13 protein-coding genes and 1 riboswitch are annotated in these 16,403 nt (G+C 64.0%); of the genes, 4 read left to right on the top strand and 9 right to left on the bottom strand.

What is annotated here, in order from left to right:
- Positions 1-10: 10 nt before the first annotated feature.
- A complete protein-coding gene (urtB, locus tag ACQKEK_RS06745) occupies positions 11-1,582 on the bottom strand; it encodes an urea ABC transporter permease subunit UrtB (protein ID WP_499141708.1) in 1,572 nt (523 codons plus the stop codon).
- A 268-nt stretch (positions 1,583-1,850) separates the two neighbouring features.
- Entirely contained in the window at positions 1,851-3,119 is a 1,269-nt protein-coding gene (urtA, locus tag ACQKEK_RS06740; RefSeq protein ID WP_216707143.1) for an urea ABC transporter substrate-binding protein, read from the bottom strand.
- Positions 3,120-3,519: 400 nt separating this feature from the next.
- Between urtA and ACQKEK_RS06735 the strand changes: the two genes are divergently transcribed.
- Entirely contained in the window at positions 3,520-4,086 is a 567-nt protein-coding gene (locus tag ACQKEK_RS06735) for a pseudouridine synthase (protein WP_181690016.1), read from the top strand.
- Positions 4,087-4,126: 40 nt separating this feature from the next.
- On the opposite strand, the gene ACQKEK_RS06730 is transcribed toward ACQKEK_RS06735, so the two are convergent.
- The 5 genes from ACQKEK_RS06730 to pmcY form a co-directional block, all read right to left on the bottom strand.
- Positions 4,127-4,345, bottom strand: a complete 219-nt coding sequence (locus ACQKEK_RS06730) for a DUF2788 domain-containing protein (protein WP_046161811.1) — start codon at positions 4,343-4,345, stop codon at positions 4,127-4,129.
- Between the two features lie 161 nt (positions 4,346-4,506).
- Entirely contained in the window at positions 4,507-4,899 is a 393-nt protein-coding gene (locus ACQKEK_RS06725; protein ID WP_128120749.1) for a globin, read from the bottom strand.
- A gap of 130 nt (positions 4,900-5,029) precedes the next feature.
- Positions 5,030-5,509 carry an Lrp/AsnC family transcriptional regulator gene (locus ACQKEK_RS06720; protein ID WP_045424198.1) on the bottom strand — a complete coding sequence of 160 codons (480 nt, stop codon included), beginning with the start codon at positions 5,507-5,509 and terminating at the stop codon, positions 5,030-5,032.
- A gap of 305 nt (positions 5,510-5,814) precedes the next feature.
- The gene (locus tag ACQKEK_RS06715; protein ID WP_499141707.1) at positions 5,815-6,747 is read right to left on the bottom strand and encodes a cation diffusion facilitator family transporter; all 933 of its coding nucleotides are present in this window, start codon (positions 6,745-6,747) and stop codon (positions 5,815-5,817) included.
- Positions 6,747-7,163: a periplasmic Zn2+ metallochaperone PmcY gene (gene pmcY / locus ACQKEK_RS06710; RefSeq protein ID WP_499141706.1), complete on the bottom strand. Its 417-nt coding sequence runs from the start codon at positions 7,161-7,163 to the stop codon at positions 6,747-6,749. Before pmcY ends, ACQKEK_RS06715 begins: the two co-directional genes overlap by 1 nt.
- Before the next feature lie 177 nt (positions 7,164-7,340).
- Here pmcY and hrpB point away from each other — a divergent pair, with 177 nt between their 5' ends.
- A complete protein-coding gene (gene hrpB / locus ACQKEK_RS06705; protein WP_499141705.1) occupies positions 7,341-9,866 on the top strand; it encodes an ATP-dependent helicase HrpB in 2,526 nt (841 codons plus the stop codon).
- Between the two features lie 10 nt (positions 9,867-9,876).
- Here hrpB and cobM read toward each other — a convergent pair whose 3' ends face one another.
- Together cobM and ACQKEK_RS06695 are read right to left on the bottom strand one after the other, a co-directional pair.
- Positions 9,877-10,632 (bottom strand): precorrin-4 C(11)-methyltransferase, encoded by a 756-nt coding sequence (gene cobM / locus ACQKEK_RS06700; RefSeq protein WP_499141704.1) that lies wholly within the window; start codon positions 10,630-10,632, stop codon positions 9,877-9,879.
- 11 nt (positions 10,633-10,643) lie between these two features.
- The gene (locus ACQKEK_RS06695) at positions 10,644-11,105 is read right to left on the bottom strand and encodes a cobalamin biosynthesis protein (RefSeq protein WP_499141703.1); all 462 of its coding nucleotides are present in this window, start codon (positions 11,103-11,105) and stop codon (positions 10,644-10,646) included.
- Between the two features lie 114 nt (positions 11,106-11,219).
- Positions 11,220-11,438, top strand: a riboswitch (cobalamin riboswitch).
- A gap of 95 nt (positions 11,439-11,533) precedes the next feature.
- On the opposite strand from ACQKEK_RS06695, the gene cobW reads away from it, so the two are divergent.
- A complete protein-coding gene (cobW, locus tag ACQKEK_RS06690) occupies positions 11,534-12,589 on the top strand; it encodes a cobalamin biosynthesis protein CobW (RefSeq protein ID WP_499141702.1) in 1,056 nt (351 codons plus the stop codon).
- 6 nt (positions 12,590-12,595) lie between these two features.
- Positions 12,596-16,327, top strand: a complete 3,732-nt coding sequence (gene cobN / locus ACQKEK_RS06685) for a cobaltochelatase subunit CobN (RefSeq protein ID WP_499141701.1) — start codon at positions 12,596-12,598, stop codon at positions 16,325-16,327.
- Positions 16,328-16,403: the final 76 nt, after the last annotated feature.

Raw genomic sequence — 16,403 nt, 5'->3', positions numbered from 1 at the left:
AGACGAGTTTTCAATCGATCACCCTCCCTTTCAGTGCAAACAGTCCCTGCGGGCGCTTCTGAATGAACAGGATGATCAGCGCGAGGATGAGGATCTTGCCCAGCACGGCGCCGATCTGTGGTTCGAGGATCTTGTTGGCGATGCCGAGCCCGAAGGCAGCAAAGATGCTGCCAGCCAGTTGGCCGACGCCACCCAGCACCACGACGAGGAACGAATCAATGATGTAGCCCTGGCCGAGGTCCGGGCCGACGTTACCGATCTGGCTCAGCGCAACACCACCGAGCCCGGCGATGCCGGAACCAAGACCGAAGGCCATCATGTCGATACGGCCGGTAGGAACGCCGCAGCAGGCGGCCATGTTGCGGTTCTGCGTTACGGCGCGCACGTTCAGGCCCAGGCGGGTCTTGTTCAGTAGCAGCCAGGTCAAGAGCACCACGAACAGTGCGAAGCCGATGATCACCATACGGTTGTAGGGCAGCACCAGGTTCGGCAGCACCTGCAACCCGCCGGACAGCCAGCCGGGGTTGGCGACCTCGACGTTCTGCGCGCCGAACAGCACCCGCACCAGCTGGATCAGGATCAGGCTGATACCCCAGGTCGCCAGCAGAGTTTCCAGTGGACGGCCATAGAGGTGGCGGATGACGGTGCGCTCCAGCGCCATGCCGATGGCGGCGGTAACGAAAAACGCCACCGGCAACGCCACTAGCGGATAGAACGCCAAGGCGTCCGGCATAAGCCGGGCCATCAGTGCCTGCACCATGTAGGTGGTGTAGGCGCCGAGCATCAGCATCTCGCCGTGGGCCATGTTGATCACGCCCAGCAGGCCAAAGGTGATGGCCAGGCCCAGTGCAGCAAGCAGCAGGATCGAGCCCAGCGACAGACCACTGAAGGCCTGACCCAGCAGTTCGCCGATCAACAGCTTGCGCTTGACCTGAGCCAGGCTGGTCTCGGCGGCCTTGCGCACGGCGGCGTCGGTTTCCGCCTCATCGGCCAGCAGATTTTCCAGCCGCACGCGCGCCAGCGGTGCGCCGGTTTCGCCGAGCAGGCGCACTGCAGCCAGGCGCACACCCGGGTCTTCGGCACTCAATTGCAGGTTCGCCAGGGTCAGGGTCAGGGCTTCGCGCACGGTCGGGTCATCTTCGGCTTCGAGGCGCTGCTGCAGGAGTGGCAGCTGCTCCGGTTGTCCGCTGCGTTGCAGGCGTTTGGCCGCCGCAAGGCGTTCGGCCGGATCGTCGGAGAACAGCTGGTGGCTGGCTAATGCTCTATTGAGCAGGCCACGCAGACGGTTGTTCAGACGCAGCTTCTTCGGCGTGCCAACGGGTTCGGCGTCGCCTTCGAGGGCACGGTAATCACCGTTTTCGCCGATAAAGGGTGTCTTGTTCTTGTCGATCACCACGCGGTTGGCGCGCAGGGCTTCGATCAGTTCCAGCCGCTCAGGGGCTGGCGCATTGGCCCAGTCTTCCAGCAGCTTGGCCTGTTTTGCCGGGCTGGCTTTGGCGTAGTCGGCCGCGTCTCCGGCGTGGACTGCCCAGGGCAAGGCCAGCAGGAGCAGCAAGAAAAATCGGTACAGGGCAGTGTTCATTCGTGTGTTCCCCAGGGACCCCGGAGCTCTCTTCGTGGAGCTTGTGGTGGTCGACAGGTGGATGAGAAAGGCGTCGACTCCGCGTCCCGATCCACCCTACAAAGCCGAGCGAATGTAGGGTGGATGGCGCTTCATCCATCCACCGCAACGAAAGCAGCAATCAGTTTCGTAGGTGGGCCGGGCGGCGTTCCGCTTCAGCCCACCGAAGACGCCATTGGTGGGCTGAAGCCCACCCTACGCAGGCGATGCGATGCGATTGACGCTTCGCTTAGTTCGACTTCACCGCGTAGTCCGGCTTCTTGTCGTTACCGGGAATGTAGGGGCTCCACGGCTGTGCGCGGACCGGGCTTTCGGTTTCCCAGACCACCGAGAATTGCCCGTCATCCTGCACCTCGCCGATCATCACCGGTTTGTGCAGGTGGTGGTTCTTCTCGTCCATGGTCAGGGTGTAGCCGCTCGGTGCTTCGAAGGTCTGGCCGGCGAGTGCCTGCACCACCGGTTTGACGTCGGTAGTTCCCGCTTTCTCGACCGCCTGCGCCCACATGTGGATGCCGACGTAGGTGGCTTCCATCGGGTCGTTGGTCACGGCCTTGTCAGCGCCGGGCAGGCCTTTTTCCTTGGCGTAGGCCTTCCATTGGCTGACGAACTTGTCGTTCACAGGGTTCTCGACCGATTGGAAGTAGTTCCAGGCGGCCAGGTGACCGACCAGCGGTTTTGTGTCGATACCGCGCAGCTCTTCTTCACCGACCGAGAAGGCGACGACCGGAACGTCAGTGGCTTCCAGACCCTGGTTGGCCAGTTCTTTGTAGAACGGCACGTTGGAGTCGCCGTTGATGGTCGACACCACCGCCGTCTTGCCGCCGGCGGAGAACTTCTTGATGTTGGCGACGATGGTTTGGTAATCGCTGTGACCGAAGGGGGTGTAGACCTCTTCGATGCTGGATTCCGGCACGCCCTTGCTGATCAGGAAGGCGCGCAGGATCTTGTTGGTGGTGCGCGGATAGACGTAGTCGGTGCCCAGCAGGAAGAAGCGCTCGGCGCTGCCGCCGTCTTCGCTCATCAGGTATTCAACGGCCGGGATGGCCTGCTGGTTTGGCGCGGCGCCGGTGTAGAAGACGTTCGGCGACAGCTCTTCACCTTCGTACTGAACCGGGTAGAACAATAGGCCATCGAGCTCTTCGAAGACGGGCAGTACAGATTTACGCGACACAGATGTCCAGCAGCCGAAAGTCACCGCGACTTTGTCCTGGGTGAGCAGTTGACGGGCTTTTTCAGCGAACAACGGCCAGTTGGACGCAGGGTCGACTACCACCGGCTCGAGCTGCTTGCCGAGCACGCCGCCCTTGGCGTTGATCTCGTCGATGGTCATCAGCGCCATGTCTTTCAGAGATGTTTCCGAAATGGCCATGGTGCCGGACAGCGAATGAAGGATGCCGACCTTAATGGTCTCGGCAGCCTGCAGGGTGAACGGGAACAGACCGCTGAGCATCAGGGCACTGGCGGCGAGGGTGGACTTCAGTAGGGGACGGCGTTTCATTGTGGGCGGCTCCTTGGCTGTCCATGCGCAACTGTGGGGTTGGTCCTTGGGGACGTAGAGCCCTATCGCAGCATCCGTGCCAATTCGCCTGTAAGCCTTCTGTTCCGGCGTTTTGCGGTCAATCATGAAATGCGCCATGGCGGGGCATGGACGCGGCATTGTCCGATAACGGTGCGCTTGGTGAGGTTATGGCGCACGCCATGCGCCTTTGTGGTGCTGATCGGTCGCAGCGTTGTTTTAGCCGGTTCGGTGCCTGTAGTAACGCTGGCTTTCACCGCCCCTTGCTGGTCAGCAACGCCCGCCCTAGCATGGCCGGCCTGCCATCAAAGGCTCCGCCATGCCTCGCACCTCTCGTCCCCGTCCACCGCGCCCTGCAGCGGCGCGATCACAACCTCGTCGTGTGGCCAAGGCGCCGCCGGCCGAGCCACGTCTGCTGCTACTGAATAAACCCTTCGACGTGCTCACTCAGTTCAACGATGCCGATGGCCGCGCCACACTGAAGGACTTTGTGCCGGTGCCGGGTGTGTATCCCGCTGGCCGCCTGGATCGCGACAGCGAAGGCCTTTTGCTGCTGACCAACGACGGGCAATTGCAGGCGCGTATTGCTGATCCCAAGCACAAGCTGCCGAAGACGTATTGGGTTCAGGTGGAAGGCGAGGTGACTGCCGAGCAGCTGCAGCGGCTGCGCGACGGCGTTGAACTCAACGATGGCATGACCTTGCCAGCTGAAGCACGGCAGCTCGACGAGCCCCAACTCTGGCCGCGCAATCCACCGGTGCGTTTTCGCAAGAGTGTGCCGACCTGCTGGCTGGAGCTGGTGATTCGGGAGGGCCGCAATCGTCAGGTACGGCGGATGACTGCTGCGGTCGGCTTGCCGACGCTGCGGCTGGTGCGGGTCAGGATCGGGCCCTGGTCGCTGGACGATTTGCAGCCGGGCGAATGGCGGCAGGTGCCGGCGCATTTGTGAAGCGCTGGCCGCTGTGCTCTGTTCAAACGACTTCAGCGGGTCAGTGCGGAATGCCCTGTGTCACTTCGATCACGTAGCCAATGATCGGCTTGGCGAGAAACGCGAACAGGCACAGCCCCAGACCTAAAAACAGAATGGCCGTGCCGAGGCGACCGGCTTTCGACTTCTTGGCCAGGTCCCAGATGATGAATGCCATGAACGCCATCAGGCCGCCGACCAGGACGATCATCATCCACTTCTCAAATACTTCAGGCTCCACACGTTACTCCTGACTGACATCGAAGAATGCGCCCGGGCTGGCCGGGCGAGAAAACGGCGCAGTATACGCCCGTGGAGCGTGCTCAGCTCCCTCAGGCGTTGGACGATTCTGAGCTTCAGGGGTTCGAGCGAGAGGCTCTGTTTCGAGCTCTGGTACGGCTGTTAGTAGTGGGATTTGATCACGTCGATGCCCTTGTTGAGCACCACTTGCCAGGCTTCAAGATCCAGCTGTTCCAGCTGCCGATCATGCTGCCTGATGGTCTTGAGCAGGGCGGCTATCCAAAGGTCATAGAGCTCGGGACGGATGTCGAGATGGGCTCGTGAATGGCTCTTGCCCAACGCCTGGAGCTTGGTATCCGGCATGCCACGGGCGAACATGACCAGGTTGAGAATGCCGGCGCGCAGCAGCTGTTTCTGCGCCACCATGTCGGTTTTGACGAACTTGTCCCGCACCGCAGGGGAGCTGGCAAGGAAGGTGGCATAGAAGTCGTCGAAGAAGGCGGCACTCGCGCAGCAGCGACCGTAGCTCTGCATGACGCGGTTGGTGTCTTTCATGGGCATTTCCCTTGCACGAGACTGATATCGCTGCGCCTGCCGAACACATTCGAGAGCGGGCGAAGCAGAAGGGCGCGGATTATAGGCAATAGCCCTTCTAGCTGTGTGGTTTGCAAGTGTGAGCGGTGTCTCAGCCTCGCAAATGCTCCAGCGGCAGCTCGGTGCTCGATGACACCTGCCGCAGGACAAAGCTGGAGCGCACGCTCGACACCCCTTCGATACGGGTCAGGGTGCCCAGCAGGAAAGCCTGGTAGTGCTCCATATCCGGCACCACAACCTTGAGCTGGTAGTCGGCATCCATCCCAGTCACCAGGCTGCACTCGAGCACTTCCGGGCATTTGCCGATCACCCCTTCGAAGTGCTCGAAGCGCTCCGGTGTGTGTCGGTCCATGCCGATCAGTACATAGGCGGTCAGGGTCAGGCCGAGCTTCTTGCGGTCCAGCAGCGCGACCTGGCGGGCGATGTAGCCGTCGTCCTCAAGCTGCTTGACGCGTCGCGAGCAGGGCGAGGGCGACAGTCCGATACGCTCGGCCAGATCCTGATTGGAAATGCGCGCATCGTGCTGCAGTTCCTGCAGAATGCGCAGGTCGTAACGGTCTAGCTTGCTCATGTTTGGTTGCCTGTGGTGTTTGGTTGCGCATAACTATGCATCTGCGCGCAAGGATTGCGCAACTGGTGTGAATATGAGCAATTTTCGCAATCCTCTGTCGCTGGGCGGGGCGTAAGCTTTATCCAACTTCAGCCCCCGGCAAAACTGACGCGGTACTCACCCCGCCGCGCCAACCGCATACCTTACCGAGGCTATCGGTCCGGGCCCGCACCGCTCAAAAGGCGCTGCCGAAGACGTCGTCACAAGCGACTAGCGAATTCAGAGCAGTATTGAAAAAAGACCACGTCTCGCCACGTGGTCTTTTTTTATGGGCGTTCGGTTGGCTCCAACGGGCGAGGCCTCACTACCTCGAGCGGGTCGGCATGGACCAGTACTTCAGCCCGGGGGTAGTGGCTGTGGATCGCCGTTTCGACCGCGTCGCACAGCGCATGCGCCTCGATCAGTGGCAGCTCGCCCGGCAGCTCCAGGTGCATTTGCACGAACCAGCGGGTGCCCGAAACACGGGTACGCAGGTCGTGGCAGCCCACCACGCCAGGCACGTCGCATGCCAGCTGATGCATGTGTTCGCTGATCTCCGGGGCAAGCTCCGTATCCATGAGCACGGCGCCTGCCTCTCGCACGATGCTCAGGGCGCTCCAGAAGATGTACACCGCAATGGCGATACCGAAGACGGCGTCCAGGCGTTCCAGGCCGTAACCGGCGAGCACCAGCGCGACAAGAATGCTGCTGTTGAGCAGCAGATCCGAGCGGTAGTGCAACGAGTCCGCGCGAATTGCCGTGGAGCCGGTTTCACGCACCACATGCCGCTGGTACATCAACAGCGCCACGGTCAGCGCCAACGACAGCAACATGACGGCGATGCCCAGTGTCGGCGCACCAAGCGGCTGCGGGTGCAGCATGCGGTCCACACCCTGAACGCAGACCAGAATCGCACTCACGGAAATGAAGGCACCCTGGCCGAGCCCGGCCAGGGCTTCGGCCTTGCCATGACCGTAGCGATGGTCCTCGTCGGCGGGGCGCAGCGAGTAGTGCACGGCCAACAAGTTGAGCAGCGAGGCGGCTCCGTCCAATAGCGAGTCGGTCAGCCCGGCCAGCAGGCTGACCGAGCCGCTCAGCCACCAGGCCAGCGCCTTGCTGGCAGCAAGCGTCAGTGCCACGGCGAGCGCCAGGTGTGTGGCCCGGCGCATCAGCCGGGCGTGCTCGGCGCTGACGCCCTTGCGCTCGCGGGTGTGTTGCATCAGGCGGCCGGACGCAGTCCAAAGGCCGCCAGCTGCTCGACGCTGCCGTTGTGTTGGATCAGACGCGGGTCATCCAGCGGCAAGCTACGGCCAGTTTCAGTTTCGATGATGGCCTTGAGCTTGGCCTGGTCGATCACGCCGTCAGCACCAATGGCTTCCTGCAATTTTTCCGGGGCAATGGAGTAGTTGCTGTCAGGCAGATAGATCGCGCCGGTGGCGAAGTCGATACCAAAGGCGATCAGGCCGGGGATGAGATAGAAGAGCAGGCCGACGGCGTTGGCCACTGCGATTGCCGGGTCGATCTTGCCGTCGATCTGGCCACGGCGGTCGGGGTAGAACAGCGTGCCGCAGGCGGTCAGCTGGGTGAACAGGGAGACGGCCAGCACGCCGCCGATGACACGGGAACGAGTACGCATAAGGACCTCCGGGAAAAGTGGCGCAACTATACAAGGGCTGCGTGATGTTTTCCCGATATCAGACACTTCCGCTGCCCGCTCTGTTCGGCATCGTTGCGTCACCTGGGACATAACGCTGTTCGCCGCTGCGCCGAGGCCTGTGCTCGCTATAATCGCGGCCCAGAAAACGGAGTCTCCATGATTGCCCTGCCCATCGATGAAGCCCTCCCAGCGCTGCGCCAGGCCCTGCAAAGCCGTGACGAAGCGGTACTCGAAGCGCCGCCCGGCGCCGGCAAGACCACCCGCGTGCCGCTGGCGCTGCTGGGCGAGTCCTGGCTGGCCGGGCAAAAAATCCTGATGCTCGAACCACGTCGCCTGGCAGCTCGGGCAGCAGCCGAGCGGCTGGCCAGCGAGCTGGGCGAAAAGGTGGGTGAAACCGTCGGTTATCGCATCCGGCTGGAGAGCAAGGTCGGGCCCAGAACCCGCGTCGAAGTGGTCACCGAGGGCATCCTTGCCCGCCGCTTGCAGGACGACCCGGCTCTTGAAGGGGTTGGCCTGGTGATCTTCGACGAATTCCACGAGCGAAGTCTTGATGCCGATCTGGCCCTGGCGCTGACGCTCAATGCGCGACTGTTGCTGCGCGATGAACCGCTCAAACTCTTGCTGATGTCCGCGACGCTCGAAGGCGCACGGCTTTCCACGCTGCTCGACGATGCGCCGGTGGTGCGCAGCGAAGGCCGCATGTATCCCGTCGCGCAGCGTTGGGGGCGACCGTTTCAGGCCGGTGAGCGCATCGAGCCGAGGGTGGTGCAGACCATCTTGCAGGCGCTCGATGAAGAGTCCGGCAGCATGCTGGTCTTCCTCCCCGGGCAGGCCGAGATCCGCCGCGTGAACGACATGCTGGCCGAGCAGCTGACCGATCGAGGCGAGGTGATGCTCTGCCCGCTTCACGGTGAACTGGAGTTGATGGCTCAACGCGCGGCCATCGAGCCCGCGCCCGCCGGCAAGCGCAAGGTGGTCCTGGCGACCAACATTGCCGAGACCAGCCTGACCATTCAAGGCGTGAGGGTCGTGGTCGACGCGGGGCTGGCAAGAGTGCCGCGCTTCGATCCCGGCAGCGGCATGACGCGGCTGGAAACACGGCGGATCTCACGGGCGTCCGCAACGCAGCGCGCGGGTCGTGCCGGGCGCCTGGAACCCGGTACCTGCTACCGGCTTTGGTCCGAAGACCAGCACGCCCAGCTGTCCGCCTATGGCGATGCGGAAATCCTTCAGGCGGATCTGGCCGGCGTGGCGCTGCAGCTGGCACGCTGGGGTGTCGAACCTGATGAGCTCGCTTGGCTGGATGTGCCGCCTGCTGCGGCTTACCGGCAGGCGCAGGATTTGCTGGAGCGTCTCGGCGCGCTCGGTCGGACTGCCCGCGGCGGTTGGCAATTGACCGCTCATGGCCAGGCCATGGCTGAGCTTCCCGCTCACCCGCGTATCGCCCATCTGCTGCTGCGCGGTCAGGCGCTGGGCCTCGCGCCGCTGGCCGCCGATCTCGCTGCACTGCTGGTGGAGCGCGATATCCAGCGCGGCGGCGAGCGCGGCGGCGCGGACATTTCCACCCGTCTCGGCCTGCTCGACGGCAGCGCGGGCCGGCATGCCGGCGCACAGCGGGTGCGCCAGCTGGCCCGTCAGTTTCGCGGCTTGCTGCGTGGGCCCTCGGCGCCGGCACCGCTTGATGCTTCCGATCATCGCTGGCACGGCGCGCTGCTTGCGTTCGCCTATCCCGACAGGATCGCCCGGCAGCGCCGTGATGGTGGCGGCGAATATCGACTGGCCAACGGTCGCGCCGCGGTATTCGGTGAACCGGATGCTTTGATGAAGGAGCCTTGGCTGGTGATCGCCGAACTGGGCAGTCGTCAGGGCCAGCGCGAGGAGCGCATTTACCGCGCGGCGGCACTGGACCCGGCACTGTTCGAGGAGGTGCTGGCCGAGCAGGTCAGCCAGCGCGACGAACTGGAATGGGACGAGCGCGAAGGCGTGCTGCGCGCCGAGCGGCAGCGGCGCGTCGGCGAGCTGGTCCTCAGTCGCGAACCCTTGCCGGGGCTGGATGACGAGGCCCGAGGCCGTGCGCTGCTCGGGCTGGTGCGGCGCAAGGGGCTGGAGCTGCTGCCCTGGACCCCGGAACTGCGCCAGTGGCAGGCGCGAATCGGCCTGCTCAGGCAGCTCGATCTGCGCACGGGCGACTCAAGTGAATGGCCCGACGTCAGCGACGCGGCGTTGCTGGGGCGACTCGAAGACTGGCTGCTGCCGTATCTGGGCAAGGTTTCTCGGCTGGCGCACTTCGCTGGGCTCGACCTTCAAGGCATGCTCGCGACTCTGTTGCCCTGGCCGCTGCCACAACGACTCGACGAACTGGCACCGGTCGCCATTGCCGTGCCATCCGGTTCGCGGGTGCGGCTCGACTACAACGAATCACCGCCGGTGCTGGCGGTGCGCTTGCAGGAGCTGTTCGGTTTGGCCGACACGCCGCGCATCGCTGGCGGGCGGCAGGTGGTGAAGCTGCATCTGCTGTCGCCCGCGCGCCGGCCGGTGCAGGTGACCCAGGACTTGGCCAGCTTCTGGGCCAACACCTACATCGAGGTGAAGAAGGACCTGAAAGGCCGGTATCCGAAACATTACTGGCCCGACGACCCCTTGATCGCCGAGCCGACTGCGCGGGTCAAACCACGGAAGTAGCCCGCAGGACTCAGTCTTTCGCCGCCCGATAGAGGTGCCTTGTGTCGACGTTGTACAGCGCCGAATCGGCAAACGCCTCGGCCGTCAGCACCCGACCGACAAGGATCAATGCGGTACGGCGAAACCCCTTGGTGCTGACCTTGGCCTCGATGTCGGCGAGGGTGCCCGTCACCCAATCCTGATCGGGCCAACTGGCGCGGTGCACCACGGCAATCGGGCAGTCAGTGCCGTAGTGCGGTTCCAGCTCGGCCACGATGCGCGACAGATGCTGCACGCCAAGATGAATAGCCATGGTCGCGCCATGTCGGGCCAGATCGTGCAGCTGCTCACCGGGTGGCATGTCGGATTTGGTGGCGTAGCGGGTCATGATCACTGTCTGGGAAATCTGCGGCAGTGTCAGCTCGACGTCCAGCAGTGCGGCGCAGGCAGCCGTCGCGGTCACGCCCGGAACGATCTGGAAGGCGATGCCGAGCCGGCGGAGCTGCCGAATCTGCTCGCCAATGGCGCCGTACAGGGACGGGTCGCCTGAATGCACTCGCGCCACATCCTGGCCCTGCGCATCGGCCTGTCGGATCAGCTCGATGATTTCGTCCAGGTGCAGCTCGGCGGTGTTGATCACCTGCTCGGCACTATGGCCTTCGAGCACGGCGGCCGGCACCAGCGAACCGGCGTAGAGAATGACCGGGCAACTGCGCACCAGACGCTGCCCTTTGACGGTGATCAGTTCCGGGTCGCCAGGGCCGGCGCCAATGAAATAGACGGTCATGCAAACTCCAATCAAGGAAGACGGGTGATAGCCAAGGCGCAGGTCGCATTGGCGGAGCGCAGCTTTCGGCACAGCAATCGGGCTTTCTGACTACCCATGAGATCGGCCTGTGCGAGCGCGCTGGCCTCGGCAAGTCCAGCGCTGCCGGTCAGGGCCTTGCTGCGCGGCGAATGCTCGCTGACCGACGCATCATAGGGGGCAAGCTGCGTGGCAGACAGCAAGGCAAGGGGCAGCCTCAGGTGCGCGGCCAGCGCCTGCAGCCCCGGTTCGTTCGCCTTGATCTCGCTGCTGGCCAGGCAGCCGAGCGCGGCGATTGTCAATCCGTGCTCGCGCAAGGCGCAATGCAGAAGCGCTTCGAGCTCGACCCGGCTGCAACCCCTGCGGCACCCCAGCCCCGCGACGAGCAGCGCGCCATCCGGTACGGGGCGGGGCTCGGGGAGAGATGAATCGTCAGTAGCGGTCGGGATGGGCATGGCGCTCGTATTGGGATGGACCGCAGCGAGCACGGTCATGGGCAAAAGGGGCGCAAGAACATCACGCGCCTTGCTGAGCGTCAACCGGGCGATTGACCCGCCCCCGGCCTCTGCGTAGCCTTCACGCGTCGAGGTTCTCTGGCGATGCCAGAGCTAAGAGGGAACACGGAAAGCCGTGGCTGCCCCCGCAACTGTAAGCGACTTGACCCTTGGGTGTGCTTTGTCGAGCACACCAGCCACTGCGCATGGCGCGGGAAGGCGAGGGATATTGGCAGACGCACCTCGCGTCGCCCGGTCGTGAGCCAGGAGACCTGCCTCGCCACACATTTACAACCGGGCGGGGTGCTCCGGTGGTGCTTGTTGGCGCTCGTCGCCACGTAAGTGTCCGCCTGCCTGCTCATCTTTTTTCCGATGCTCGCAGGGCTACGATGAAAACCCTTTCCAAACTTCCCGTCACCATCGTCACCGGCTTTCTCGGTGCCGGCAAAACCACCTTGCTGCGCCACATGCTGAGCAATGCCGAAGGCCGGCGGATCGCCGTGATCGTCAACGAGTTCGGCGAGCTGGGCATCGATGGTGAAATCCTCAAGCAGTGCTCCATCGGTTGCAGCGAGGAAGAGGCGAATGGCCGGGTCTTCGAACTGGCCAACGGCTGCCTCTGCTGCACCGTTCAGGAAGAGTTCTTCCCAGTCATGCGGGAGCTGGTGGCGCGTCGTGGCGATCTCGACCATATCCTCATCGAAACCTCGGGCCTGGCACTGCCCAAGCCGCTGGTGCAGGCCTTCAACTGGCCGGAGATTCGTAACGCCTGCACGGTCGATGCGGTGATCACCGTGGTCGACAGCCCGGCAGTGGCTGCCGGCACCTTTGCCGCCTTCCCGGATCAGGTCGATGCGCAACGCAAGCTCGATCCCAATCTCGATCATGAGTCGCCGCTGCACGAGCTGTTCGCCGATCAGCTGGCCAGCGCCGATCTGGTCATCCTCAACAAAGCCGACCTGCTGAGTCCCGATGCGCTGGCTGCGGTTCGGGCCGAAGTGGCCGAGGAGCTTCCCGAAGGAGTCAAGGTCATCGAGGCGCACGGCGGCGAGCTGCCGTTGAACGTGCTGCTGGGTCTCGATTGCGAAACCGAACTGCACATCGATGGGCGCAAGACTCACCACGATCTCGAAGGCCATGAAGAACACGATCATGAAGCCTTCGACTCGTTCGCGGTCGAGCTGCCGGAGGTGCCTGAAGACAAGCTGCTGCACGTATTGAAGAGCGCCGTGATCAAGCACGGAATCCTGCGCATCAAGGGCTTCGCCGCGATTCCGGGCAAGCCCATGCGCCTGCTGTTGCAGGGCGTCGGGCAACGGTTCGACAAGCACTTCGACCGCCCCTGGCAGGCCGGTGAAGCACGCGTCAGCCGGCTGATCATCATCGGCCAGTCACTTGACCCATCGGCGATTGATGCCGAACTGAACGCTGCATTGGCGGGCTGACCGGCCGTGCATCTGCTGCGAACCCAGCCCGGCCAGCAATTGCCGGCCGACAGCATTGCCGACCTGGGCCAGACGCCTGGGGAAATCGTCGTGCTGTGCACGGGGGATTCACACCTGTCACTGCTTGCCGAGGTGGCCGGCCAGCTGCCCGAGGACTACCCCAGCCTGCGGCTGGCGAGCCCGGCGCAGTTGGGCAACAACGCGTCGATCGACTTCTATGTCGAGCAGGTGTTGCAGCATGCAAAGGTCATCCTGATTTCCGTGCACGGTGGCGTCAGTTACTGGCGCTACGGGATCGAGCGGCTGGTGGAGCTGGGTCAGCGCGGCGCTACCGTCATCATGGTCCCGGGCGATGACTGTGCCGATCCCGAGCTGAGCGAGCTGAGCAACGTTCCAGCCGAGGATAGCCATCGGCTGTGGCAGTTTCTGCGCCAGGGTGGTTTGGACAACGCGCGGCAGTTTTTCCATTGCATTGCCAACCGTTGGCTGGGCCGTGACTATGCCTGGCACGAGCCAGAGGCGCTGGCTCGTGTAGCGATCTATCACCCTCATCATTCATCCGCGGCGCTGGCTGATTGGCAGCGCGACTGGCAAGCGAACGCCCCGGTGGTTGGGCTGATCTTCTATCGCACCCAGGTGCAGGCGGCGAACACCGGCTTTATCGACACCTTCTGTGAGCGGTTGCAGGCGCAAGGGCTCAATCCGTTGCCCATCGCCGTAGCCAGCCTGAAGGAGGCTGCCTGCCTCACGCAGGTCGAAGCCTGGCTGGAGCAGAGCGCCGCCGGGGTGATCATCAACACCACAGGCTTTGCCCAGTCCAGCCCGGACGCGCCAAACCTGCGGCCGTTTCGGCTGGACGTCCCAGTGCTGCAGGCCATCTGCGCGCTGGACAATCATGAACAGTGGCAGGCCAATGCCCAGGGTCTGGGCTCGCGTGACCTGGCGATGCATGTCGTGCTGCCGGAGCTGGACGGCCGGCTGATCACCCGACCCATCAGCTTCAAGGGCCTGGCGTGGCGCAGCGAGCGCAGCCAAAGCGACGTGATCTGCTACCAGCCGCATCTGCCGGGCATGGACCACGTGGCAGAGCTGGCCTGGCGCTGGACCCGGCTGGCGCGGCTGCCGAACAGTGACAAGCGCGTCGCCCTGATCCTGGCCAACTACCCCACACGCGACGGCCGCATCGGTAACGGCGTCGGCCTGGATACCCCGGCCGCCGCGCTGAACATCCTCCACGCGCTGAAGGCGCAGGGGTATCCGGTCGCCGATCTGCCAGAGAGCGGCACCGCGCTGATCCACCAGCTGCTCGGTGGGGTCACCAATGATCTCGACAACCTGGATCTGCGACCTTGCGCGCAGAGTTTGGCAATGGAGGAATACCGGGCCTTTTTCGAGCAGTTGCCGGCCGCCAATCAGCAGGCGGTGATCGATCGCTGGGGCACGCCCGAACAGGACCCGATGTTTCGCGCCGGCCGGCTGATGATCGCCGGGCTTCGCTTCGGTTCGACCTTCGTCGGCATCCAGCCGGCGCGCGGCTATCAGCTGGATGCGGCGGCGATGTATCACGATCCCGATCTGGTGCCGCCGCATGGCTATCTCGCATTCTATGGCTGGCTGCGCGAAGTCTACGGCGCCGATGCGGTCATCCACGTCGGCAAGCATGGCAATCTCGAATGGCTGCCCGGCAAGAGCGTCGGTCTGTCCGACAGCTGCTGGCCGGACGTGGTGCTCGGCGCCATGCCTAATATCTATCCCTTCATCGTCAACGACCCGGGCGAGGGCGCTCAGGCCAAGCGGCGCACACAGGCGGTGATCATCGATCACCTGATGCCGCCGCTGACCCGCGCCGAAAGTTACGGCCCGCTGCGCGATATCGAACGTTTGGCCGACGAGTATTACGAAGCAAGCCAGCTCGACCTGCGCCGTGCGGCGGAACTGCGCAGCGAGATCCTGGTGCTGGTGCGTGCGGCCAATCTGGACCGCGAGCTGGGGCTGCAGCTCAGCGACGATCCCAACAGCTGGCTGCCGCAGCTTGATGCCTACCTCTGCGACCTGAAAGAGTCCCAGATACGCGATGGTTTGCACGTCTTCGGCGAGTCTCCCGGCGGGCAACTGCGGCGCGACACCTTGCTCGCGCTGCTGCGTATTCCGCGCGGTGACGGGCAGGGCGCCAATGCAAGTCTGTTGCGCGCCCTGGCCGATGATCTGGCCCTGGGCTTCGATCCCATCGATTGCGACATGGCGGCGCCCTGGCACGGGCCGCGTCCGGACCCCTTGGCACACTGCGACGCCAGTCTCTGGCGCACCGCGGGCGATACCCGTGAGCGGCTGGAGCTGCTTGCGCTGCAGATGATCGAAAGCGAATCCGCAGGTGTCGGGCCCGCCAGTCGTGACGTGGTGCAGCAGCTGCGAGGCCGGATCGCGCCATTGCTTGACAGCTGTGGGAGCAAAGAAATGGCCGGATTGCTGGCCGCATTGCAGGGCCGTTTCGTCCCTGCTGGTCCCAGTGGTGCGCCGAGCCGGGGACGTATCGATGTGCTGCCGACGGGGCGTAATTTCTACACCGTCGATGTGCGCAACCTGCCGACGCCTACGGCCTGGCGAATCGGCGTGCAGGCGACCGAGCGGCTGCTCGAACGGCACATGCAGGATCACGGTGATTATCTGCGGCAGCTAGGCCTGTCCATGTGGGGCACCGCGACCATGCGCACCGGCGGCGACGATATCGCCCAGGCCATGGCGCTGCTGGGCGTGCGACCGGTCTGGCAATCAGGCAGTGGCCGTCTGGAGCGCTTTGAGATCGTGCCGCTAGAAGAGCTGGGTCGGCCGCGGGTGGATGTCACGCTGCGAGTGTCCGGCTTCTTCCGTGACGCCTTCGCTAACCTCATCCGCATCTTCGACGAAGCGGTGCAAGCGGTGGCCGACCTCGACGAACCAGAGGACATGAACCCGCTGTCGGCCCGGGTCTGGCGCGAATCGCTCGAACTTGAAGACGGCGGCCTTGATGAGCCGGAAGCGCGGCGCCAGGCCGGCTGGAGAATCTTCGGCTCGATGCCGGGTGCTTACGGCGCGGGCGTGCAGAACGTCATTGATGATCGGCGTTGGCAGAGCCGCGAAGACCTGGCCGAGGTGTACCTGAACTGGGGCGGCTACGCCTACGGCAAGGATGCCGAAGGCCTGCCGGCGCGGGCGCGCTTCGCCGAGCGGCTGCAGCAGGTTCAGGCCGTGCTGCAGAACCAGGACAACCGCGAACACGACATTCTCGATTCCAACGACTACTACCAGTTTCAGGGCGGCATGCTGGCCGCCGCCGAGACCCTGCGCAGCGGATCGGTCGCGAGTTACCACGGCGACAACAGCCAGCCGGACAACCCCCGAATTCGCAGCCTCAAGGAAGAGCTCGGGCGGGTGGTGCGTTCGCGTGCGGCCAACCCCAAGTGGATCGCCGGCATGAAGCGGCACGGCTACAAGGGCGCCTTCGAACTGGCGGCCACGGTGGATTACCTGTTCGCCTTCGATGCCACGACCGAGCTGATCGATGATCACCAGTACGCGCTGCTGGCCGATGCCTACGCGCTGGACCGCGATACCCGGGAGTTTATCCAGCAGCACAATCCCGAGGCGCTGAAAGACATCCTCGAACGTCTGTTGGAAGCTCAGCAACGCGGGCTCTGGGAAGAGCCGGGCGAGTATCGAGAAGCCCTGGAAAACCTGCTGATCGACAGCGAGGAATCATGAGCAGGCGCATTTGCTTCGAGCCACCGAAATGGGCCAGCCGCGAGTCTCGCTTGTCCTATGCCAGCATGATATCGAC

The sequence above is a fragment of the Pseudomonas sp. NPDC077408 genome, from assembly GCF_050269105.1.
Classification (GTDB): domain Bacteria; phylum Pseudomonadota; class Gammaproteobacteria; order Pseudomonadales; family Pseudomonadaceae; genus Stutzerimonas.
Note: the sequence above shows the minus strand (reverse complement) of the source record. Positions and strands in the feature narration are given on the sequence as shown.